Origin of the sequence: Paenibacillus thiaminolyticus, assembly GCF_007066085.1 — a bacterium.
Taxonomy (GTDB): domain Bacteria; phylum Bacillota; class Bacilli; order Paenibacillales; family Paenibacillaceae; genus Paenibacillus_B; species Paenibacillus_B thiaminolyticus.
On record NZ_CP041405.1, the window covers coordinates 1907752 to 1929961 of the forward strand.

Annotated in this window: 17 protein-coding genes and 2 pseudogenes; 6 read left to right on the plus strand and 13 right to left on the minus strand. The window is 52.5% G+C overall.

Features of this window, described 5'->3' with window-relative positions:
• Positions 1-95: 95 nt before the first annotated feature.
• Positions 96-1208: a citrate synthase gene (citZ, locus tag FLT43_RS08650; protein ID WP_087445261.1), complete on the minus strand. Its 1113-nt coding sequence runs from the start codon at positions 1206-1208 to the stop codon at positions 96-98.
• 315 nt (positions 1209-1523) lie between these two features.
• Between citZ and ytvI the strand changes: the two genes are divergently transcribed.
• On the plus strand, positions 1524-2639 hold the full coding sequence (gene ytvI / locus FLT43_RS08655; RefSeq protein WP_087445260.1) for a sporulation integral membrane protein YtvI: 1116 nt from the start codon (positions 1524-1526) through the stop codon (positions 2637-2639).
• Positions 2640-2706: 67 nt separating this feature from the next.
• Here the strand turns inward: ytvI and FLT43_RS08660 are convergent, their stop codons facing one another.
• Both FLT43_RS08660 and FLT43_RS08665 read right to left on the minus strand, forming a co-directional pair.
• Entirely contained in the window at positions 2707-3351 is a 645-nt protein-coding gene (locus FLT43_RS08660; protein ID WP_087445457.1) for a response regulator transcription factor, read from the minus strand.
• A gap of 133 nt (positions 3352-3484) precedes the next feature.
• Positions 3485-4624, minus strand: a complete 1140-nt coding sequence (locus tag FLT43_RS08665; RefSeq protein ID WP_164776490.1) for a sensor histidine kinase — start codon at positions 4622-4624, stop codon at positions 3485-3487.
• A gap of 275 nt (positions 4625-4899) precedes the next feature.
• On the opposite strand from FLT43_RS08665, the gene FLT43_RS08670 reads away from it, so the two are divergent.
• The 4 genes from FLT43_RS08670 (at position 4900) to FLT43_RS08685 (ending at position 8916) form a co-directional block, all read left to right on the plus strand.
• Positions 4900-5847, plus strand: a complete 948-nt coding sequence (locus tag FLT43_RS08670; protein ID WP_087445258.1) for an ABC transporter ATP-binding protein — start codon at positions 4900-4902, stop codon at positions 5845-5847.
• A gap of 14 nt (positions 5848-5861) precedes the next feature.
• Complete coding sequence (locus FLT43_RS08675; RefSeq protein WP_164776492.1) at positions 5862-7067, plus strand: ABC transporter permease; 1206 nt, start codon at positions 5862-5864, stop codon at positions 7065-7067.
• A complete protein-coding gene (locus tag FLT43_RS08680) occupies positions 7060-8205 on the plus strand; it encodes an ABC transporter permease (protein WP_087445256.1) in 1146 nt (381 codons plus the stop codon). Before FLT43_RS08675 ends, FLT43_RS08680 begins: the two co-directional genes overlap by 8 nt.
• A gap of 189 nt (positions 8206-8394) precedes the next feature.
• Entirely contained in the window at positions 8395-8916 is a 522-nt protein-coding gene (locus FLT43_RS08685) for a ClbS/DfsB family four-helix bundle protein (RefSeq protein ID WP_087445255.1), read from the plus strand.
• Between the two features lie 726 nt (positions 8917-9642).
• Here FLT43_RS08685 and FLT43_RS08690 read toward each other — a convergent pair.
• Complete coding sequence (locus FLT43_RS08690) at positions 9643-10182, minus strand: GNAT family N-acetyltransferase (RefSeq protein WP_087445254.1); 540 nt, start codon at positions 10180-10182, stop codon at positions 9643-9645.
• Positions 10183-10509: 327 nt separating this feature from the next.
• Positions 10510-11022 (minus strand): DJ-1/PfpI family protein, encoded by a 513-nt coding sequence (locus FLT43_RS08695; RefSeq protein ID WP_087445253.1) that lies wholly within the window; start codon positions 11020-11022, stop codon positions 10510-10512.
• Positions 11023-11069: 47 nt separating this feature from the next.
• Between FLT43_RS08695 and FLT43_RS08700 the strand changes: the two are divergent.
• Positions 11070-11413: pseudogene (locus FLT43_RS08700) on the plus strand (cupin domain-containing protein); the annotation flags it as partial.
• 1489 nt (positions 11414-12902) lie between these two features.
• Here the strand turns inward: FLT43_RS08700 and FLT43_RS08705 are convergent.
• The 8 genes and pseudogenes from FLT43_RS08705 to FLT43_RS08740 form a co-directional block, all read right to left on the minus strand.
• Entirely contained in the window at positions 12903-13307 is a 405-nt protein-coding gene (locus FLT43_RS08705; RefSeq protein ID WP_087445252.1) for an FxsA family protein, read from the minus strand.
• A 148-nt stretch (positions 13308-13455) separates the two neighbouring features.
• A complete protein-coding gene (locus FLT43_RS08710) occupies positions 13456-13935 on the minus strand; it encodes an acyl-CoA thioesterase (protein ID WP_087445251.1) in 480 nt (159 codons plus the stop codon).
• A gap of 122 nt (positions 13936-14057) precedes the next feature.
• On the minus strand, positions 14058-15491 hold the full coding sequence (pyk, locus tag FLT43_RS08715; RefSeq protein WP_087445250.1) for a pyruvate kinase: 1434 nt from the start codon (positions 15489-15491) through the stop codon (positions 14058-14060).
• A 145-nt stretch (positions 15492-15636) separates the two neighbouring features.
• Positions 15637-16617 (minus strand): acetyl-CoA carboxylase carboxyl transferase subunit alpha, encoded by a 981-nt coding sequence (gene accA, locus FLT43_RS08720; RefSeq protein WP_087445249.1) that lies wholly within the window; start codon positions 16615-16617, stop codon positions 15637-15639.
• On the minus strand, positions 16607-17488 hold the full coding sequence (accD, locus tag FLT43_RS08725; protein WP_087445248.1) for an acetyl-CoA carboxylase, carboxyltransferase subunit beta: 882 nt from the start codon (positions 17486-17488) through the stop codon (positions 16607-16609). The genes accA and accD overlap by 11 nt, the downstream gene beginning before the upstream one ends.
• 125 nt (positions 17489-17613) lie before the next feature.
• Positions 17614-17802, minus strand: coding sequence for a glutamate decarboxylase (locus FLT43_RS08730; RefSeq protein ID WP_087445247.1), 189 nt, complete (start codon positions 17800-17802; stop codon positions 17614-17616).
• 143 nt (positions 17803-17945) lie between these two features.
• A complete protein-coding gene (locus tag FLT43_RS08735) occupies positions 17946-18446 on the minus strand; it encodes a phosphatidylglycerophosphatase A family protein (RefSeq protein ID WP_087445246.1) in 501 nt (166 codons plus the stop codon).
• 104 nt (positions 18447-18550) lie between these two features.
• Positions 18551-22157, minus strand: a pseudogene (locus tag FLT43_RS08740) (DNA polymerase III subunit alpha).
• Positions 22158-22210 lie beyond the last annotated feature (53 nt).

The window sequence follows — 22210 nt, forward strand, 5'->3', positions numbered from 1 at the left end:
TACGATCGGCGGGAGCCACAACTCCATTGTAGCAACCCGCCGTCTGGTAGCACAAGCCAGTTCGATTATTCGCTGCTCTGTCCCGTATCCGGCGATTATCGCTCCGCAATTGGAACGTAGCGCTGGACGGCCGGTCCGGTATATTCAGCGCGCGGACGGATAATCCGGTTGTTCTCGTATTGCTCCAAAATATGAGCCGTCCATCCGGATACCCGGCTTATCGCGAAGATCGGAGTAAACAGATCGCGCGGAATGCCAAGCAGCGTGTACACCGAGGCCGAATAGAAGTCGACGTTCGGCTTCAGCCCCTTCTGACCGGTCACAATCTCTTCAATGCGGACCGACATGTTATACAGCTCGAGATTGCCGCTCTTGCTGCCAAGCTCGCGAGACATCGCCTGAAGATGCTTCGCGCGCGGATCTCCATTCTTGTATACGCGATGTCCGAAGCCCATGATCTTTTCTTTGCGATCGAGCTTGTCTTGAATGTAATCCTCCACGCGATCAAGCGAACCGATCTCTTCAAGCATCTTCATGACGGCTTCATTGGCTCCGCCATGAAGCGGTCCCTTCAACGCTCCGATAGCCGACACGACGCCGGAATACACGTCGGAGAGCGTCGCCACCGTGACGCGCGCGGCGAACGTGGAAGCGTTCAACTCATGATCTGCGTGAAGAACGAGCGCTTTGTCCATCGCCTTCACTGCGCTTGCCTCCGGCTCTTCCCCGGTCAGCATATACAGGAAATTGTATGCGATGGAACGGCCGGCTTGCGGAGCCACCGGCTCCTTGCCCGCACGCAGACGCGCATAAGCGGCAACCACGGCAGGCAGCTTCGCCTGCAGCTTCACCGCCTTGGCGACATTCGCCTCCCGGCTCATGTCGTCGGCCAGATCGTCGTACAGAGCCAGGGCGGAAATCGCGGAGCGGAGAACAGCCATCGTATTGGCGTTCGACGGGTACAATCTCATTTGATCGATGACGGCAGGAGAAATTGCCGAATTCTCGTCGAATTGCTTCTGTAATGCAGATAATTCGTCACGGTTCGGCAGCTTGCCATGCCAGAGCAAGTACACAACCTCTTCAAAGGTTGCGTAGTCAGCCAAATCGTCGATATTGTAACCGCGGTAGGTCAGCGTTCCGTCGATAATCGAGCTGATCGACGATTCCGCTGCAACAATACCTTCCAAACCTTTCGTCGCTGTCATCTGTCCTCTCTCCTTTGCATTACTTACCTATATCAATCACAGCTTCCCTTTTCTCTGCCAATCCTGATGTTCCCTGACTATTTGAAAATAGGCAGGTTCTTTCTACTTTAAATCATAAAGGATTTTGTCGGAACTGTGAACGGTTTCATTACAGAATGTGGATAGAAATGCTTTATCACGTCTATAAATGCTTTTTGTGAAAATAAAAATGAAAGTCTTGTGATTTTAAGCATAGCATTACATATAGAGGTTTGTCCTACGTTCGGATCCGGAAGCAGGAATCCCGGTCACCCAAGCCGGAAAGGAGGCGGGAAAATGAATCACATACTGTTGAAACGGCTGTGGAGAGGAAGCCTTGTCTTGGGAGGATCCATCCTTGTCTGCGTCGCTTGCTACTTTCTCTTGCCTGTGATGTACCCGTTCCTGATCGCGTGGCTGATCGCGCTCCTGCTGAACCCGATCGTGGATTGGATGAGCGAATCGCTGCGCTTTCCCCGCTGGCTCAGCGTCACGGTGTCGCTGCTGCTGTTCCTGCTCGGAATGATGACGATTGCGGCCGCCGTCATTACGCGCATCGTCAAAGAAATATACACAGTATCGTTAACGATGGATTATACTCTCAACCAATGGAGGGATCTGTTCATCCGTTTTTTCGACAGCGGGGAGGTACAGCAGCTCATTCATTTGATCAGTTCGATCTACAAGGACAATCCGAATGTCCAGGAGTCGATCAACCGCAATCTGGCCGATACCGCGCAGACCGTCACAACCACGATTACGAACCTGATCACGCTCTTCCTGGATGGCATCATCCGGCTGCTTACCAGCCTGCCCAACGTCGCGACCATTGCGATCGTCGTCCTGCTCGCCGCCTTCTTCATCAGCAAAGATTGGCTGCGATGGCGGCGCATGGTGCTCGCGTGGGTGCAGGAGCCCCTCCGGACGCCGGCCGGCACCATTTGGCATGATCTGAAGGGGGCCCTGTTCGGTTACTGCCGGGCACAATTCCTGCTCATCTCGATGACGATGGTCTTCGTCACGATCGGCCTCATCCTGCTCCGGGTCGACTACGCGATCACAATCGGACTGTTGGTCGGCCTTGTCGATTTGCTCCCCTACCTGGGTGTGGGAGCGGTCATGGTGCCTTGGATGATATACAGCTTCGCGATCGGCAACACCTCGTTCGGTATCGGACTTGCCGTCCTCTATGCGATTGTCCTTGTCGCCCGCCAGGTGATGGAGCCGAAAGTGCTCGCCTCCAGCCTCGGGCTCGATCCGCTCATCATGCTCATGGCCACCTTCGCCGGCCTCAAGCTGCTCGGCGTGCTCGGCCTGATCGCCGGGCCCGTCGCCGTCGTCATCATTGCCGCGCTGCACCGGGCCGGAATCTTCACGGACTTGCGCAATTACATTATGGCGGGAAGACATTGAGTAGCCGGCCGGGCGCTCACATTCAATTAACCCATCATGGCAGGAGCCCTCCGCTTCGGCCGCGGAATCAGCGGTTCTTCCAATAGTGGATAGCCAGCTGCGTCCTGTCCCTAAGCCCCAGCTTCGATAATATATCGGATATGTAATTTTTTACCGTTCCTTCGCTCAAAAAAAGCGCCGCGGCGATCTCCTTGTTCGACATGCCTTCGGCGATGCGCTCCATAATCTGCTGCTCCGCCGCGGTGAGTCCGTATTGCGCGCGTCCGGTGGCCTGCGCCTGCTCCCGAGGCGGCACGTGGACAAGCGAAGCCAGCTTGCGGGCAACATCGGAATCCATCAGCACCGAGCCGGCGAATACGGTACGGATCCCCTCGACAATCCGATCCGGGGCATTGTTCTTCAGCAGGTAGCCGCTGGCGCCATTCCGTATCGCCTGCACGATATATTCGTCATCGTCGAACGTGGTGAGAATGAGCACCTTCACCCCGGGAAGCCGCCCCTTCAGCCGCTTCGTTCCTTCCACTCCGTCGCAGACGGGCATCCGCACGTCCATCAAGACGACATCGGCTCCTTGTTCCGCCGCCATTTCTTCGGCTTCGCAGCCGTTGGCGCATGTCCCAACAATCTCCATGTCTTCATGCATGCCGACGATAATTTTCAGACTTTCGCGGATAAACGCATCATCATCGACAATAAGAACTCGTATTTTCATAGGCCTGTTCCCTCTCTCTTCCATGTCCGTTCCGTCCTTCAGGCGTTCACCCGCTTGCTTGCGCACCGCTCCCCTATTCACGCAGCGGAATCCGCTGCATGTCCATGCGGGCAGGCCCGCAAAATTGCGGCGATTATATTCGGGAAGCGATTGGAATGCGCGTGCGAATGACGAAGCGAGGCTCCGTCTCCCACTCGATGCTCCCTCCGACCGCTCCCGTCCGCTGCTCCATCCCTTGCAGCCCCATGCCGGCGTTAACGGGCTGCGCTGGCAGGGCGCCATTATTCATCACTTCCAGCGTGACGCGGTCCGGTTCATATTGAACCGTCAACTCAACCTCGGTCGCGCCGCCATGCCGCAGCGCATTCGTAATCGCCTCCCGCGCATTGTGGAACAACGCGAGCTCGATGCTCGGATAGAGCGGGCAGGGCAGGCCAGCCACCCGATAGACCGCGCGGACGCGGCCTTCCTCGTTCACGCTCTGCACGAGCCGCTCCAGCGAATAGGCGCGAATATCGCTCTCGTCCGGCTTCATCCGCCGCACCGTGATCCGCAGCAGCTCCATGCTCTCGGCAAGCTGCTCCCGCACCGTTCCCTGCAGCTCGAGCGCCCGTTCGGCATCCTGCGAGCGAATCTGCTCCGCGGCATCCAGCATCAGCTTCAACCGGATCAGCTTATGCCCGAGTTCATCATGCAGCTCATGTGCGATCCGGTTGCGCTCATCCGCCTGGGCGGCCGCCTCCACCGTCCGCGCATAACGGACCATATTCCGGCGCGCGGTCTCCAATTCGTACGTCTGCTGGCGCAAGGTGTCGTTAAGACGCTCCAGCCTCCTTCTGTCCTGCCGGGAAACGTATTCGTTCAGGCAGAGCAGCGCCAGTGCCGCCAGCGCCAGATTGGCGGTGAGCGCCCCTTCCCAGTCCCGGCCAAGCATCGAGACATTCAGCGCGGCCAGGGCCAATGAGGCGCCTGCGGCATGCCCTCCCCGCGTCCAATCCGGTGGGTGAGAGGCCAACGCCGAGCCGAAGAGCAGGAACAGGCAGCCGCCATAGCGATGGGCGAACCAGACCATATAGAGCAGCTCTGCCACAAATAATGCCAAGTGGACCGTCTCATGCAGCCGGAAGCGTCGCAGTTCAACCAGGGCCAATAGACCAAGCGCATAGGAAGCATAGACCCCATAGGACGCTATATCTTCCATAAAGACCGTGCCCAGGATCGGAAACACCAGCAGACCGTAGCGAAGTCCCGTTCTTATTTTCTCTTGAAGCATTGGATCACCTGCTTTATAGAGGTACTCATTGGGGCAACATCCGTCCATCCTTGCCATTGTCCGTGCCCATTATAGCACGCGGCGGCCTGGAAAAGGAGGCTCTTCCGCCCGCAAACCATTGCTGCGCTTCCCTTTGGGCCTCGCTCTGCGTTCCATCTGTCCATGAATGTTATCAAGGTGACGAAAGTCATGCCGACAAGGTGACCATTTCTACCTGTGGGCGGCCTTACGATTCGATATGATGAGGATACAACGAAGACTGAGGAGCGTGAACGATGAATATCGTCGAAATTCGCAATGTCGTCAAAAAATTCAATGAACGCCTTGTCGTCGACCATCTTCAGGCGACGATTGAGCAAGGAGAAATCTTCGGGCTGCTCGGTCCCAATGGCGCCGGGAAGAGCACAACGATTCATATGCTGAGCGGCCTGCTTCCGATCGATGCGGGAGAGATAAAGGTGAACGGCTACTCCGTCACCAGCCAGACCATGGAAGTGAAGCGCCGAATCGGACTCGTTCCGCAGGATCTGGCTATCTATGAGCAGATGACGGCGCGGGACAACGTAACCTTTTTCGCGAAGCTGTACGGACTGCGGGGCAAGCAGCTCCAAGCCGGCGTCGACGAGGCCCTCGAGCAGGTCGGCCTGTCCGACCGGCAGGGCGATCGGCCGGAATCGTTCTCCGGCGGGATGAAGCGCCGCCTGAATATTGCCTGCGCCATCGCCCATCGTCCGATGCTCATCATTATGGATGAGCCGACCGTCGGCATCGATCCGCATTCGCGCAATCATATTTTAGAATCCGTCCGGCAATTGAATGAATCGGGTTCAACGATTATTTATACAAGTCACTACATGGAGGAAGTCGAGGCCATCTGCACCCGCGTCGGCATTATGAATGAAGGGCGGCTTATCGCCTGCGGAACGCAGCAGCAGCTCAAGGAAGAGATCGGTCAGGACGACAAGCTCCGCATCCACGTCAAGACGATGGCAGACAGCAACCCGGCGTCGGCCGTGGAGGAATGCAAGCGGCACCCGCGCATCAAGCAGGCCGTCTGGGAACAGAATACGCTCGAACTGCTGCTGCCGTCGGCGGACGCTTCTCTGCAGGATATTCTGTTCATTCTCTCGAAGCACGGGCTGGCGGTACAATCCCTCGAGCGGGAGCAGCCGAATCTGGAACGGCTGTTCATGTCGCTGACCGGCCGGCAATTACGGGATTAGGGGGGATGGACATTATGTGGGGCATAACATTAACCGAGCTCAGACAACATCGCCGTTGGGGCACGCATATTCTCGCTAACCTGATCTTTCCGCTATTGACGATATTTCTGCTTGGCTCGTCGCTGTCCGGAGCAGGGCAATTCCAACGGGGAGATGAACATCTCGTCCCCGCGAAGGTCGGCATCGTTCAGCTCGATCAGGGCGCGCTCTCGCAGCCGTTGGAGCGCTTCCTGCAGGAGGATAAGGTGCGGCAGTGGCTAGAGCCCGTATTTCTGTCCGACAGGGACAAGGTTCTCCAGCAAGTGTTTGACAGCAAGATCGATTTCGGCCTCGTCATCCCCGCTTCCTTTTCCGAGCAGGTTATGGCCGGGCATGAAGCTTCCTGGGAGATGATTATGGGCAAATCATACAGCACGAACATGGCAGCCAAATCAGTGCTAGGCTCCTTCCTGGAACGCGTCAATACGGAGCAAGCGATCAGCCTGACGCTGGCGGGAGCCGCAGCCATTCCTGACGACGGCAAGACAGCCCCGGACCGTGTCGATTCGGGCGCCGCCCGGGCCAGCGCAGAAGCGGGCGCATTCGCTTCTCCCGTGGAAATCGAGCCGGTCTCGGATGCGAGCACGCCGACGGCCATGCAGTACTATGCGGTCTCGATGCTTACGATGTTCATGCTCTATACCGGTATGAGCTTATCTCTGTCGGTCATCTCCGATCGGCGCAATCATACATTCCACCGGATTCTGACGGCTCCGATTCGCCCATTTGCATATATGGGCGGAAAAATGATGGGACAGTCGCTGCTCGGCTTCGGGCAGGGCCTTTGCATCATCTGGTTCACACATTGGCTGTATGGCGTGAGCTGGGGGCCGCAGCCATGGCTTATCGCATGCATCTGCCTGCTCACGGTGCTGGCTTCCATGAGCATCGGCACGATTACCGCGGCGTTTGCGCGGTCGGAAAAATCAATCAAAAGCTTATTTCCATTTCTCGTCATTACGATGACGGCATTGAGCGGCGGATTCGTGCCGATCAACAGCATCCAAGCCACCTTCGGCCCTTATACGGTATCGCATTGGACGATGCAGAGCCTGCTGCGGCTGATGACCGCGCCTGATTGGAATGAGGCCGTACCTTATCTATGGATGCTGGCCGCCATAATGGCAGGACTATCGGTGCTCGCGGCCTGCTTCGTAAGAAAGGTGGTCAACTATGTCTAGTCTACTGATTGCGCAATGGTTCCTGAAGCGAATGTTTGCCAACAAGCGAACGATTTTCTTGTCTTTCATCCTGCCGGCCGTACTCGTCTCCGCCTTTTTGCTGCAGCTTCATATTGTGGAGCAAAGCCGTCAGGCGATTATGTACGTGGACCATGACCGTTCCGAACTGTCGGCTCATCTGCTCCAGGCGGTTGGGCGGGATTTCGAGCTAATTGAAGCGGTGGATGAAGCCGAGTTGCGGGAGCATATTCTTGAGCTGAAAAGCAGCTCCGGATTCGTCATTCCCCCGCAATATGGGGACGACCTGATGAACGGTGAGCTTCCTGCCCCCAAGCTGCTGCAATTGAATCTGAGCGAGACCAGCGTAGTTCTTCAGCTGCTGCTCAACGAACAGACAGAGAACACGCTGCTGCTCGTGAATTCGATCCGCAGCCGCCATCCGGAGCCGGAGATGCTCAACGGGGCCATCCAGAATGCGCTGAAGGAGCAGCGCCTGTACAGAGTGCATGCGAACGTAACCGATTATGAGCTCTACGTATCCCCTTCCCTGCGCATCAGCATGGGGTTGTTCCTGATGTTCATGCTGCTATCCTCCATGAATCTTGTCTCCGTTATGCTAGAGGATAAGCTGAACTACACGATGCAGCGTACAGCGACCGCTCCTGTCCATGGGTGGCAGATATCACTCGGCCAGTTCCTGGGCGGATTCTTCTTCGGAACGCTGCAGATTGCGGCCGTATTGCTCCTTACACGGCTTGTCGGAATCGATATGGGCATGTCTCTGCTTGCCCAATGGAGTCTGCTGGAGCTGTTCCTTATCACCAGCATGGGCATGGCTTGCATGCTCGGCTCGATCGTCGGCAGCCCGGCGCTGTTCAACCGGGTCAGCTTCGGCCTTATCGTCCCGACCTGCATGCTGGGTGGATGCTACTGGCCGATTGAGATGATGAACTCGGAGATGCAGAAGCTCTCCTACTTCGTACCGCAGCGCTGGGTGCTCGACGCTATGGACATGCTCGCTTCCGGCGGTTCCTGGTCTGCCATCTCGCTTCACGTACTCGTGCTGCTCCTGTTCGGCTTCGTCCTGATGGGCATCGGCTCCGCGGTGCTGCGGCCTGCCAAGCGGCATGCGCTGTAATGCTCTAGTAGCGGATCGCTGCGGACTGTCGCTGCTTGCCTGCGTTTGAGGGCTTTTTTTATCGGATCTACAGCCGCCGTCTTTCGCATGCAATTATCAATTTTGGCTGCGGGACCGATCGGAATATGACATAGAGGTGTCAGGTTTAATCTAGTAAAATAATAGAAAAACCTGAAAAGGAGAATCGCCATGGCGAGCTACGAATACGCATCCAAACAACAGCTAAAAGAAACCATCCATGCCGCTTATCTGCTGCTGGACGGTGAGCTCGAGGAGATTGACGACAGTCAAAAGGACAAAAGAATTCCTGAAGTCGATAGAACTCCCGCCGAAATCATCGCCTACCAACTCGGATGGTTGAATCTTGTTATGGGCTGGGATAAAGACGAACTGGCGGGAAAACCTGTTATCATGCCGGCGCCGGATTATAAATGGAACCAGCTCGGCGGCCTGTACCAGTCGTTCTACGCTGCTTACGCCGATCTTTCCTTGACCGAGCTCCGGCGGTTGTTCCGAGATACAGAACGCCAGTGGCTGGACTGGATCGACACCTTAAGCGAGGAAGAGCTGTTTGTCCAATCTGTCCGAGTATGGACCGGGGACAAGCCGAACTGGCCGATGGCCCGATGGATCCACATCAATTCCGTCGCTCCCTTCAAAACATTCCGGGCAAAAATCAGGAAGTGGAAAAAGAATCAGGAACAAGCGTAATCCGTTACATCAGTCCTGCGACGCGGGGTCTGAAATCTGGAGGTCAAGGCTACCTGCCATTCTGCACATCGTTGCTGCGATAGGGAGCGTCGGGTACGAATGCTCATTCTTCTTGTTCTTTGATCTTGTTTCTTGTACTGTTCCAGTAATTGTTCTTGTCTCGTGCAGGTTATGAGAAGTGACACTGGTGTCTATTTTAGTTGTGTATTATGATAAGTGAAATAACTGTCTACTAATACACCACAACGAGTAGTGTTCTGTAAAATTAAGTTTAATCATAAACACCTTCTAAACCCACAAATTACAATAAGTAAAAGGATTCCATTATAAGGGCTGATTATCCTTTTTATTTGCATAATTCAGTAAATAAATATTAGTGGTATTACCAATTCAAATATAAGAGCGTTAGTTTTGTTGGTGGGCATAGCCTCGGTGCGAGGATAGCACTCCGCAGAACGTAGTTCGAGGACCTTAAAGAAACAATAATATCGGTGAACATTACAGTAAAGGCTCCTTTATGTTTCAGGGGGATTCCCCGAGAGTATATGAAATATCTGTTGGCAATCATAAACTCCAAATAGAAAAAGGCGTTCTACTTTGATCGCCTTGTTTAACTATCGCCTTCGATTGTTTAAGTACAAATTTTTACAATTAATTTCTTTTGAATATAAAACTTGCGACACCAATCACCAATCCAAATAATACTAATCACCTAACTTATTAGCTTTATAATCCAAGTCTGGCACCTACTTCTGCATACTCTATATCTTTTCTTTCTGCATTCCAATTACCCCCTGTTTGTCCGTCCCATATCGCTCCTGTTTCAACGAAACCGACAGACGCAAACAACTTCCGGACGGCTTCGTTTACCAGCCAATATGATGTAGCAACTGCATCGGCTTTTCCTTGTGGAAACGACTTTATGTAATCAATAACTTTCATCATTGCTTGTTTGCCAAATCCTTTGCCTTGATGCTTTTTATCAATCATAAAGCGATTAAGTCCATAAGTAGATTTATCTCCATATTTTTCACATAAAAGTGAACCTTCCGCCAGTTCGTAAAATCCAATATCGACATATCCTATGACTTCATCATTGTTGCATATAGCGAAGATCATAGGAGGTTTTTCGTCGTTGAGTATCTTTACATAGGCTTTAGCCAAACAATATATGCTGGAATCCACATTTCCTTTCTGCTCGTCTGTTATGCTTAACTTCAACACTGCCTCAAAATTATCGTGGGTAATCTTTCTTAATTCAATCATTTTTCTTCCCTACTTTCGAAAATATAAATTTAAGTCCATTAACGACACCAGTATAGCATAAAAAACCGGATATTTTCACATAAAAAAATGGCCAAGCTCTTTGGTCTTTAATGACCAAAACTTCGCCAGCATACAGTCTATATTTAATTTTAATTTATATAAGAATAGGTGTATGGGAATTTATTATATTCTAATACATCTATAATATTTATTTTGTAATTTCTTTGAGCATTACCTTGTATTTATTGCTGGGTATAATAAACATAATATATCGGAATAAAAATTCTAAATATAGTTTTATATCTTATAGATTCATGATATTTTCCCCTATAAATCAAAGCTTTTTGGATAAAGTTCAATATTTAATTCTTTTCCTATTGCCATAGCCCATTGTCGAAAACCAAATGCTACAGATGTAATGATATTATCTGTCTTTAAATATTTTTCAGGTACAACTTCATCGCAAGACTCTTCCCAACCAATCATGTATTTCATATCATCATCTGTAAAACCTTCCTCATATAGATTGGATTTTTCTACTCCTATCATAAAAGGTTTTTCTTTTAAATATCCAAGTTTTAAGAGTAATATTGGAGCAATCGAAATAGCACCAATTAATGTGCCAGTATCATAAAATTTACTTACAAATTCTTGAGTCGATTCATCTTCTACCATGCCTTGAGCATCAGCAGCACCTGTTATCAAAAGTGAATCATATTCATCCACATTTAGCTGTTCAAAAGTATTATCTGCAATTACAAGCATACCTTCTTCTGTTCTAATTGGCTTGATTTCGCGCTTCATAAAACGTTGGCGCCCCATCAACAATAAAGTCTTCATTTAATGTTTTATGAATTCCTTTAGGTTCTTTACCACAAAAACCAACGACTGCTTTATGGACTGGTAGTCAACTGCAAGTGACTTTAATGAGTATTGAAGTTGGTGAAGACATCGGCTTGGAAGTTCATCATGACATCGATCAATTCCTTCGAATTGAGGACGGTGAAGGACTTGTTCAGATGGGAGACAGTAAAGACAATCTGGATTTTGAAAAAATGTAAATGATGATGATGCAATTTTTGTACCAGCCGGTAAATGGCATAATGTAACTAACAAAGGAGATAAACCACTTAAACTTTATTCCATTTATGCACCAGCCGAGCATGCACATGGTACGGTGCATAAAACAAGAGCCGATGGTATGGAAGCTGAAAAAGTTCATAGTCATTAATTTATAATAAGGACAATTTAGTATTTTTTGGCTAAAACAGAGTGAAATTCTGTTTTGGCCTTCTTTTATTAGAAATGCTAGCAAAATGTTATATAAATGCTATTGGCTAAGAAATGAAGTTTGAGTAAAACAATCTTGTATACATTATTAAATAATAACTAAAAAGAACACACTTTCCATTATATTGTCCCCTTATTAAACTATTCTGCCCCGTTAGTTTAAGTGCATTTTTTCACAAACTTTCATATATCATTTCAATAATTCTATACCTTCAGTTTACACTTAACTAACTATTTAAGAAAATTTTTTTAAAACTTACATAATTCTTCGTTTTTCTAAAAAAGTCCTGCGTTATATAGAATTTTTTATCAAACTTTATTCAAAAGCTACACAAAAAAGGAATTTTGGCTTACAAAGGATATCCTATATTTCCAACTCTATACAAACTTATCATTCTTAATTTTAGACTACAACTTAATTAACGATTCTTCTTAATATATATCACTGTTTTACAGGAAAGTATTGGATATCCATTTCTAAAAGAGCTATATTTGTGATAAGTATAAATATTTTATAAAGTGTAAATTTGATAGATATACAATCCTGAATCGGAAAACATATCGAAGGTCGTAAGACATATAAATTTTACTTAGGGAGGGTTCCAATTGGTATGTGTTATTAAGGAGAGAGAAACGTCTTTAGGTTAGTGACTATATAGATTGTTTAAGGCAACAAATCGTGGATAATTTTGAGTTGAAACAACATGTAGAAGGCTTGGAGGCCCAAAACAAACGTCTTAGCGAACAATTAAAAAGAAGACAAAAGGACATTTACGAATTACAAATGGAAAATGATAAATTGCAAAAAACACTAAATAAACTAAACAGCAAAAATGTTGTACCCTTACGGTGATACATTCCATATCCAAAATAAGCGAGGTAGAACTATCGCTTTTTTTTATGTAAAATTGTCCAAGATATTATAAAAAATAAAGGATTCCCTCCTTTATAATAGCTGAAAATTGCTTTTTTTATTGAAAATTTGTCTAATACAAAAATTAAGGATAATAGCCAATGAACGTTGATGTATCATGTGTTTATTTGATTTAGACAAAAATACCACTTTTCATAAGCACGGGCCTTTGTCGAATGGAGATGTAGCAATAGGGGCGTCCTTACAACCAATATCCCAACGCGTCAGGGACCGGAACTTAGCCATCCACGAAGACTGAATTGAAAAAAAGCCCATAAGCCCCTACCCTAAATGAATGGAATAACGCTGATAAGGCTCGGTTACGGTTATGCTACCTTTCCTGACGCAAGGGGATATCGCCTATAGGGGCTCATACGCGCTTACCTTTCCTGACGCAAGGGGATAGCGTCCATAGGGCGCTCATACGACTTACCAAGGGGAGATTTCTCATAAGTGGCCGGAACGGAGCAACGACATGATGCATGCATCATGTCGTTGTCTGTGCAGGCGCACCTCATCAATATCGCTTATAGTAGATGAAGCTGCCATCCTTCATTTTCTTTTCAATCCATTTGAGCAAGTAATGCCTGTATAGGGGCCGGGTCAGCGGAAACACGAGCGTGAAGCCCACGATATCCGTGAAAAACCCGGGGGTCAGCAGCAGCACGCCGCCAGCCAATATACATAGCCCGTCAATGACCGCCCGCCCCGGAACCTGTCTCGCTTGAAGCTGCTTCTGGGCCTCTCCCCATACTTGAGCCGCTTCGTAGCGTGCGATGATCGCGCCGATCACACTGGTCAAAAGGATCAGGAGGAACGTGTTCCACCCTCCTATCCAGCCGCTGACGAGGAGGAACCCATATATCTCCAAAGCCGGAATTAAGGTCAATACGATAAGTATGCCTATCATGATCGGGTTCATGCTCGCATCTCCTTCCCACTAAAGTTCATACTGTAGCTGCGAAGCCGAGGCTTGCGCGAACACAGCTGCTACATTATCTCCTTTGCTCGCGGCCGATGGCCAGCCGATCCGCAACGCGAATGACCGCCAGAGCAGCCCTGAAGGAGTGTCAAGGGCATGCCTGCTTCAGCAGCTCCCATACATCAGGAGCTTCCCGCTCGATTCGGGCAGGTCTCCAGTTCGCGTTCAGCCAAGCCAACGTCGTCTCGCCTTCAACGAGGCGCTCGCCTTCCGGCTCAACATACCAGCCGGCTTCGGCACCCTCCTCCCCTGCACGGCAGATGCTGGAGGCGAAGGTGAGGCGCAGAGGTGTCCGCTGAATGAGCTTCGTGAACACGACAACCGTATCGTCATATACAGCCGGGCGCATAAAATGCAGATGCAGGTCGACGACCGGCAACAGCAATCCCCGCGCTTCCAGTTCACGGTAGGTTAAGCCTTGGGCCCGAATCCATTCAGTCCGGCCCACCTCGAACCAGGTGACGTAATTGCCATGGAATACGACATCCATCCGGTCGGTCTCCTGATATCTAACACGGAGCGGAAATCCATACCACGCGGCTTGCGTGTTCATTTCGGAATCGCTCATTCCTGTTCCCCCCTATTGTATCCTATGGAGCCTTCGCTCACAAATGCAACAGAAGCAATGGCGGTTGCACCATTGCTTCTGCTTGTTTTTATGGAATCAATATCCGTATCAAAAGCTGCCGATTAGGAAAGGCGGCTTTGGCCGATTTGGCTAATCTTGATCAAGTTCGTCGAACCAGCGCAGCCGGTAGGCACGCCAGCCGTAATGACGACGAGGTCGCCTTCGGATACGATGCCCGTCTTCACGCCGCCGCGAACCGCTTCATCGAACATTTCGTCCGTCGAATTAGCCGCTTCGCTCTTGACGGTAACGACGCCCCAGGACAGGCACAGTCCGCGCATCACTTGCTCCGATGGAGTGACGGCGATGATTGGCGCCTTCGGACGGTATTTGGATACCATTCGTGCCGTATAGCCTGTCTGCGTAGAGCTGATAATTGCCTTCGCATCCAGTTCCAATGCAGAGTTCGCTACCGCTTGGCTGATTGCGTCGGTTACAGTCGCCTGCTGCTTCGAGCTTTGCTTCGCCAGAAGCTCATGATACTCGAGTGCAGACTCCGCCTTCTCCGCAATACGGGACATTGTCAGCACCGACTCTACCGGATATTTACCTGCAGCCGTCTCGCCCGACAGCATGATTGCATCCGTGCCGTCGAAGATGGCGTTCGCCACATCGCTCGCTTCGGCGCGGGTAGGGCGCGGGTTGCGCTGCATGGAATCAAGCATTTGCGTTGCAGTAATGACTGGCTTCCCGGCCAGGTTGCACTTCTCAATCATTCGCTTCTGAACGAGCGGAACTTCTTCCGCCGGAATTTCGACACCGAGGTCTCCGCGTGCAACCATCAGACCGTCGGACACTTCCAGAATCTCGTCGAGGTTGTCCACGCCTTCTTGGTTCTCGATTTTCGAGATGATTTGGATGTGGCCTCCGTTGTTCTCTTCGAGCAGGTTGCGGATTTCCATGACGTCGCTCGCTTTACGCACAAAAGAAGCCGCAATAAAGTCGACACCCTGTTCAATCCCGAATCGGATATCATTTGCGTCCTTCTCTGTAATACCTGGCAGAGAAATCTTCACGCCTGGAACGTTTACGCCTTTTTTGCTCTTAATCGTTCCGCCGTTAACGATTTTACATTTGATTTCCGTGCCTTGAATATCAACGACAGACAGTCCGATCAGACCGTCGTCGATCAGAATCGTCGAACCTACTTCCACATCTTGCGGCAATTCTTTATATGTAACCGAGATGCGGTCCTTGTCTCCCAAAATTTCTTCCGTGGTCAATGTGACATATTCGTCCTGAACGAGGTCAATCGGCTCTACCGCCAATTTTCCCGTACGGATTTCCGGGCCTTTCGTGTCGAGCAGAACAGCAACTGTCTTGTTCAGCTCGGCGCAAGCCTGGCGAATATTTTTGATGCGGTTGCCGTGCTCATCGAAGTCGCCGTGCGAGAAGTTCAGACGAGCGACGTTCATGCCGGCAATAATCAATTTCTTGATGTTTTCCAAGGATTCGCTGGAAGGACCGATCGTACAGACAATTTTCGTTTTACGCATATGAGTTTCCTCCAATGTTGTGCTCTCTTTTTATGTCTATTGTTGCATATCTTGCGTATGCTCTCATCTATCTAATTTACTATAATTCGGCAAGTTTGTATATGAAGATTATCATAATATTTAGTTTTACCAGCATATACCGTTTTTATGATTCGGTACTTCCTACCTTGGTATGTTCTTCAAATACCCCGATGCGGCGGAATTTCTCATACCGGTCCTCCCGCAGTTCATCGGCGCTCATCTCCAGCAGTTCTGCCAGATGGCGGACAAGCGCTTCTCTGACTTCGGCCGAGGCAGCCGGCACATCTTTGTGAGCTCCGCCCTGCGGCTCGGGAATGATCTCCTCGATGATGTCCATTTCCTTCAGATCGTCTGCCGTAATCTTCATCGCTTCCGCCGCCTGATCGGCCTTCGATGCATCCTTCCACAAAATGGAGGCCGCACCGTTCGGAGAGATGGCGGAATAGATCGCATTTTCAAGCATCAGCACGCGGTTGCCCACACCCAATGCCAGCGCTCCGCCGCTGCCCCCTTCGCCGATGACGACGCAAATGACCGGCACGCGGAGCAGCATCATATCCCGCAGGTTGCGGGCGATCGCTTCGGATTGGCCTCGCTCTTCCGCCGTATTGCCTGGATAGGCACCCTTCGTGTCAATGAACGTAATGATCGGTCGGTTGAACTTGTCCGCTTGCTGCATCAGGCGCAGCGCCTTGCGGAAGCCTTCTGGATGGGGGCTGCCGAAGAAGCGCGCAATATTGTCCTTCGTATCTTTCCCTCGCTGATGGCCGATAACCGTGACGGGAATGCCGTTCAGACGCGCCAATCCGCCAACGATCGCCAGATCGTCGCCGAACAAGCGGTCTCCGTGCATTTCGATAAAATCGGTAAAAATATGCTGAATGAAATCAAGCGCGGTCGGACGTTGATGATGTCGTGCCAATTGCATCTTCTGCGACGGACTGATCGTGGTGTAAATGTCCTCGGCCAGTTTGGCGTAACGCTGCTCCAACCGGGCGATCTCTTCAGTAAAGTCAATGTTCTTTTCTTCGCCGAACCGCTTAAGCTCGTCTATTTTATTCTTCAACTCTACCAAAGGCTGCTCGAACGGAAGCTCACCCGCCATGCGTCACCTCTCCTTTCACGGTATGCAGATCAATCAGCTTGATCAGTGTTTGGCGCATGTCTTTGCGCGGAACGACCAGATCGATCTGTCCGTGCTTCAAGTTAAATTCCGCCGTCTGGAACTCGTCCGGCAGCTTCTGGCGAATCGTTTGCTCGATGACAATTCGTCCGGCAAAGCCAATTCGTGCGCCCGGCTCCGCAATAATAATGTCGCCAAGCATCGCGAAGCTGGCCGATACGCCGCCCATCGTCGGATCGGTGAAGACGGAAATGTACAAACCGCCGGCCTCATGGAACTTGGCCAACGCCGCGCTCGTCTTCGCCATTTGCATCAGGCTCAGAATGCTTTCCTGCATCCTCGCACCACCAGAGGTGGAAAAGATGATCAGAGGATATTGCTTCTGCTGCGCCGTCTCAATCGCGCGCGTCACCTTCTCGCCGACGACTGAACCCATGCTCCCCGTGAAAAACTCGAAGCTCATGACGGCAACCACAACCGGATAACCGCCAATGGTGCCTTCCCCGGTGATTACAGCTTCTTTCAAGCCCGTCTTTGCTTTTTGAAGGTTCAGCTTCTCCATATAATCCGGGAATTGAAGCGGGTCGACAGAATCCATTTCCGCGTCATATTCAAAGAAACGGCCTTCATCCAAGGTCATTTCGATGCGTTCCCACGCATTCAATCGCAGATGATGATTGCATTCCGAGCATACCTTCAGGTTTTTTTGCAATTCTTTATGATACTGAATCGTGCCGCATTTCGGGCATTTGTTCATTAACCCTTCGGGTATTTCACGCTTAGGACGATCATCGTTCATCATCGGCGAAGGCACTGTTGCGTACTTTTTCTTTTGAAATAAGTCTTTAAACACCCGTTACACCTCTTTAGGCGTGATTTCTCAGCAAGGAGCAGTCTTGCGGCTCCCCAGAGATTGTCCTAACCGCAGGCAATAAAAATCGGCTGTCTGAACAACCTAGCGTTCATCCATCAGCCGTCTCATGCATGCAAAATCGAATTGAGCACCTCTTGAACTTCCTCGACTTCCCCGGAAGGTACCAGGATTTCAAATTGTTGTTTGGAGAGATGGACAGGGCGAACCTGAACGAGAAATCCTTCCTCTGTCAATCTGATCCGGATCTTCTCTGCTAAATTGGCAGTCGGAGCGATGTAGATGACTGTCCACATGCGCGTATGACCCCCCTAACGTCCCAAGTACGGCTCATATAATGCCATTATGATAACATAATTGACATTTTCACCGCAACCAAATCCGGTGGAATCGCTAGCCGTCATGTATGTCAGGGGAGTCCTCGGGGCATCCGCTCAAGCTACAGCGCGTCATCTGCCGCATCGTAGCTGCGCGCGTCCCGGTTCCGGTGCGCGATGCGGGCGGAAGCGGCCGCCGCCAATCCGGCGACGATATCGTCGAGAAAGACGTGCACCTGTTCCCGGTTATCGTTGAGCTCGCGGATGACGCCGATTTTTGCTTTGTCCAAATAGCCGAAGCTCGTTAACCCAATCATGCCGTATACGTTCGTAATCCCCATCGCGAGCGTTTCGTCCACCCCGTACAAGGATTCATCCGCCTCCATAATCGATTGCAGCGGCTCAGGCAGCCGTTTCTGCTCCGCCAGCTCATCCAGCGCAATGCCGGTAATGAGCGTGTATTGGACTTCCCGCTTGCGGATTACCGTCCGCACACTATCCAGGCACGCTTCCATCGTCAGAGACGCATTGTAAGGCGACTGAAGCTGATAGACGATGTCCGCGATGCTGTCCAGGGTGACACCCCGCCGGTTGAGCCATTGCTCGGCCAAATCGAGCGGCATGGCCATCCCCTCCCTTCCCTGTCCTCCGTTCGGACTTGTCTCCTGCATCTGAGACGTATCTAAAATGTATGCGGAAGGGCGGGGAAATGTTCAACGCTTCATCATTATTTTACGCGTACGCTTCCTTCGCCGAAGAGCGCCTCGATGCGCTTGAACAGGTCCGGCGAAGGCTTCAGCGCGTACGAGTCGTTCAGCGCGAGCAGATGCTGTTCGCGCTCGTAGAACAGGACGGTCGGCAGCGGGCCGGGCTGCGTCTGGAGGAGCCGCTTGAGCTCCTCCAGCAGTTCCGGCCGCTCGCGGTCGGCCGTAATCTTGATGTAGACGCGCTGGCGCTTCACCCCGCGCGGCGCGCTCTTGGCCCGCCGCTGGCGCCTGCTGCGGCTGGCGGGCCGGAGCCGGGCGCTGCGGCGCAGCGCGGTGTCCGGCGGCCTCGGCCGCTGCGGGCGCTGCGATGTCCGGCACGCGCATCCCTGCGGCAAGCGGCTTCCTCCGCCGGGCGGCGATGCGCTTCGCCAGGCCGGAGACCGCGCCGGCCTCGAGCGGCACCACCTCGTGGGCGAGCAGCTTGAAGCCCTCGTCCTCAAGCTGCACCTTCGCCTGCACCGCCACGAGCGCGCCCTTGCCGACGAGCCGCTCCGCCCGCTTCCACACTTCGGGGAACAGCACGACCTCGGCCCGTTCCACGCGGTCCTCCAGCTCGGCGAAGGCCATCGGCTTGCCCTTCTTCGTCGTAATGGTGCGGAGCGACACGATCATGCCGGCGACGATGCACTCGCTCTCGTCAGGCGCTTCGTGCAGGTCGACAAGCCGGTCGGTGTCGAGCTCCTCCAGCAATTGATCATATTCGTCCAACGGATGTCCGGACAGATAAAGACCGAGCAGTTCACGCTCCAGCTCCAGCTGCTGCGACATCGTAAGCGGCTGGACATCGGGATAATCGATTCTCCAGTTATTCACCTCGACGAGATCGAGGAATTGGATCTGCAAATCTTCCCGATCCTTGCGCCACTTCGCGGCTGCCTCCAGCGTCTCGTCGATCATGGCGAGCAACTGGGCGCGATGCCCCGGCAAGGAATCGAAGGCTCCGCCCTGGATAAGTGATTCGATCACCCGGCGGTTGCAGACCCGCAGATCGACCCGCTGGCAAAAATCGAGCAAATCCGCATAAGGCCGCTCCTGCCGTTCGCGAATAATGCTGTCGATCGCCAGCGTGCCGACATTCTTGATCGCGCCCAGGCCGAAGCGAATACCGCCCGCAACCGGCGTGAACGGCACGAAGCTCTCATTGACATCCGGCGGCAGCACCTCGATGCCGAGCCGCCGGCAATCGTCGATATATTCCGCCACCTTCCGGTGACTCCCCATATTGGCCGTCAACATGGACGCCATGAATTCTGTCGGATAATGCGTCTTCAGATAAGCCGTCTGGAAGGCAAGCACGGCATACGCCGCCGCATGGGCACGCGGGAAGCCGTAGTCGGCGAAGCGGACGATCATGTCGTACACCCGGTTCGCTTCTTCCGCCGAATAGCCTTGCCCCAGACTGCCTTCCACGAAATGCTGGCGCTGCTGATCCAGCACTTCACGCTTCTTCTTCGATACGGCCCGCCGCAGCAGATCCGCTTGCCCCAGACTGAATCCCGCCATCTGGGAAGCGATATGCATAATCTGCTCCTGGTAGACGATAATGCCGTAGGTATCCCGGAGAACCGGCTCCAGATCGGGATGCGGGTATTCTACCGGCTTCAGGCCGTGCTTGCTCTGAATAAAATTCGGGATGAACTCCATCGGACCCGGCCGGTACAGCGCGAGGACAGATATGATGTCCTCGAACGACGATGGCTTCAATTCCCGCAGCACGCGGCGCATGCCGGCCGATTCCAATTGGAATACGCCCGTCGTGTCCCCCTTGCCAAGAAGCGCATAGGTGGCCGGATCCATATCGTCGAGCGCGCTCAGGCTAATCTCGTCTCCCGTATCCTTCTTCACCCAACCAAGCGTGCGCTCGATGATGGACAAGGTGCGCAGCCCGAGGAAGTCCATCTTCAGCAGCCCGACCGCTTCCAGATGCTCCATCGAATACTGCGTAAGCGCCGCATGCTCCGTCCCGGCCTGGAGCGGCACATAATGGGTCAGCGGCTCCCGGCTGATGACGACGCCAGCCGCATGGGTCGACGCGTGGCGCGGCATCCGCTCCACCTTCGCCGCCATGTCGAGCAGTTCGCCGATGCGGGGCTGGCGCTCCCTCCATTCACGCAGCTCGCTGCTGGCGTTCAGAGCCTTCGCCAGCGTCATGCCGACCTGGTTCGGGATCAGCTTGGCGGCCCGATCCGTCTCGTTATACGGCACGTTCAGCACCCGGCCGACATCCCGTACGGCCGCGCGCGCGGCCATCGTGCCGAAAGTGATGATCTGCGCCACTCGATCATGGCCATATTTGTCTGCAACATAGCGGATGACTTCGTCGCGCCGCTCGTCATTGAAATCGATGTCTATATCCGGCATCGTAATCCGTTCCGGGTTGAGGAACCGCTCGAACAGCAGCCGGTATTTGAGCGGATCCACATTCGTAATACGCAAGCTGTAGGCGACCAGGCTGCCGGCGGATGAACCCCGGCCGGGCCCGGTCATAATGCCCTGCTCATGCGCGAAGCGGATGAAATCCCACACGATAAGGAAATAATCGGAGAACCCCATCTTCTCGATCGTGTCGAGCTCATAGTTCAGCCGCTCCTGCGCGGCCGTACGGAACTCCTCGTCCGACCAGGCGGGCAGCTCTGCATAGCGCCGTTCAAGCCCTTCCTGGCACATCTGGCGCAAATAATCGGGAGCGGGCACCCCTGGCGGCAGCGGCTCGAAAGAAGGAAGAATCGAGGCGCCAAGATCCAGCGTCACCTGACACTGCTCCGCAATGTGCGCCGTATTGGCCACCGCCTCCGGAACGTGGCGGAACAGCGCGTTCATCTCCTCCGCCGACTTGAAATACATCTGGGTCGTCCCCATTTTCAGCCGATCCTCGTCTTCCTTCGTCTTGCCCGTGCCGATGCAAATGAGGACATCCTGCACCGCAGCGTCCTCTTCCTCCATATAGTGCACGTCATTCGTCACCGTCAGCGGGATGCCCGTCGCCTCGCTGAGGGCAACAAGGCCGAGATTGACCTTCTTCTGCTCAGGCAGCCCGTGGTCTTGCAGTTCGAGATAGAATCCATCCTTGAAAATATCGCGGTAACGTTCCGCCGCCTCCCGGGCGGCCTCTGCTTGCCCGTGGAGCACATGCTGGGACACCTCTCCTCCAAGGCAGGCGCTCAGCGCGATGATACCATCCGCATGCCGGCGCAGCGTGTCCATGTCCACCCGGGGCTTGTAATGAAACCCTTCCAAATGCCCGATGGACGTAATCCGCATCAGATTGCGGTAACCTTCTTCATTTTTTGCCAAGAGAATCAGGTGATAGTTCGGCTGCTCCTTGCGGGAGCCTTTATCATGAAGCGACCCGGTCGTAACATAAGCTTCCATGCCGATAATTGGCTTGACGCCGTGCGCAAGGCATGCTTTGTAGAAGGCGATGGTCCCGTACATGACCCCATGATCCGTAAGCGCCAGCGCTTTCATCCCATATTGAGCCGCCCGGGCGGCCAGCTTCTCGAGGCGGGCCGCACCGTCAAGCAGGCTGTATTCACTGTGAACGTGCAGGTGCACGAACGGTTCCATAGCCTTCCCCTCCCCTTCTTGTGCCGTGCCATGTATGGGAACATATTTTCGTC

Excerpts from the sequence above, each read along its gene's own strand:
- citZ (WP_087445261.1), bottom strand. The coding sequence starts at position 1,208 with ATGACAGCGACGAAAGGTTTGGAAGGTATTGTTGCAGCGGAATCGTCG.
- ytvI (WP_087445260.1), top strand. The coding sequence starts at position 1,524 with ATGAATCACATACTGTTGAAACGGCTGTGGAGAGGAAGCCTTGTCTTG.
- FLT43_RS08660 (WP_087445457.1), bottom strand. The coding sequence starts at position 3,351 with ATGAAAATACGAGTTCTTATTGTCGATGATGATGCGTTTATCCGCGAA.
- FLT43_RS08665 (WP_164776490.1), bottom strand. The coding sequence starts at position 4,624 with ATGCTTCAAGAGAAAATAAGAACGGGACTTCGCTACGGTCTGCTGGTG.
- FLT43_RS08670 (WP_087445258.1), top strand. The coding sequence starts at position 4,900 with ATGAATATCGTCGAAATTCGCAATGTCGTCAAAAAATTCAATGAACGC.
- FLT43_RS08675 (WP_164776492.1), top strand. The coding sequence starts at position 5,862 with ATGTGGGGCATAACATTAACCGAGCTCAGACAACATCGCCGTTGGGGC.
- FLT43_RS08680 (WP_087445256.1), top strand. The coding sequence starts at position 7,060 with ATGTCTAGTCTACTGATTGCGCAATGGTTCCTGAAGCGAATGTTTGCC.
- FLT43_RS08685 (WP_087445255.1), top strand. The coding sequence starts at position 8,395 with ATGGCGAGCTACGAATACGCATCCAAACAACAGCTAAAAGAAACCATC.
- FLT43_RS08690 (WP_087445254.1), bottom strand. The coding sequence starts at position 10,182 with ATGATTGAATTAAGAAAGATTACCCACGATAATTTTGAGGCAGTGTTG.
- FLT43_RS08695 (WP_087445253.1), bottom strand. The coding sequence starts at position 11,022 with ATGAAGACTTTATTGTTGATGGGGCGCCAACGTTTTATGAAGCGCGAA.
- FLT43_RS08705 (WP_087445252.1), bottom strand. The coding sequence starts at position 13,307 with ATGAACCCGATCATGATAGGCATACTTATCGTATTGACCTTAATTCCG.
- FLT43_RS08710 (WP_087445251.1), bottom strand. The coding sequence starts at position 13,935 with ATGAGCGATTCCGAAATGAACACGCAAGCCGCGTGGTATGGATTTCCG.
- pyk (WP_087445250.1), bottom strand. The coding sequence starts at position 15,491 with ATGCGTAAAACGAAAATTGTCTGTACGATCGGTCCTTCCAGCGAATCC.
- accA (WP_087445249.1), bottom strand. The coding sequence starts at position 16,617 with ATGGCGGGTGAGCTTCCGTTCGAGCAGCCTTTGGTAGAGTTGAAGAAT.
- FLT43_RS08730 (WP_087445247.1), bottom strand. The coding sequence starts at position 17,802 with ATGTGGACAGTCATCTACATCGCTCCGACTGCCAATTTAGCAGAGAAG.
- FLT43_RS08735 (WP_087445246.1), bottom strand. The coding sequence starts at position 18,446 with ATGCCGCTCGATTTGGCCGAGCAATGGCTCAACCGGCGGGGTGTCACC.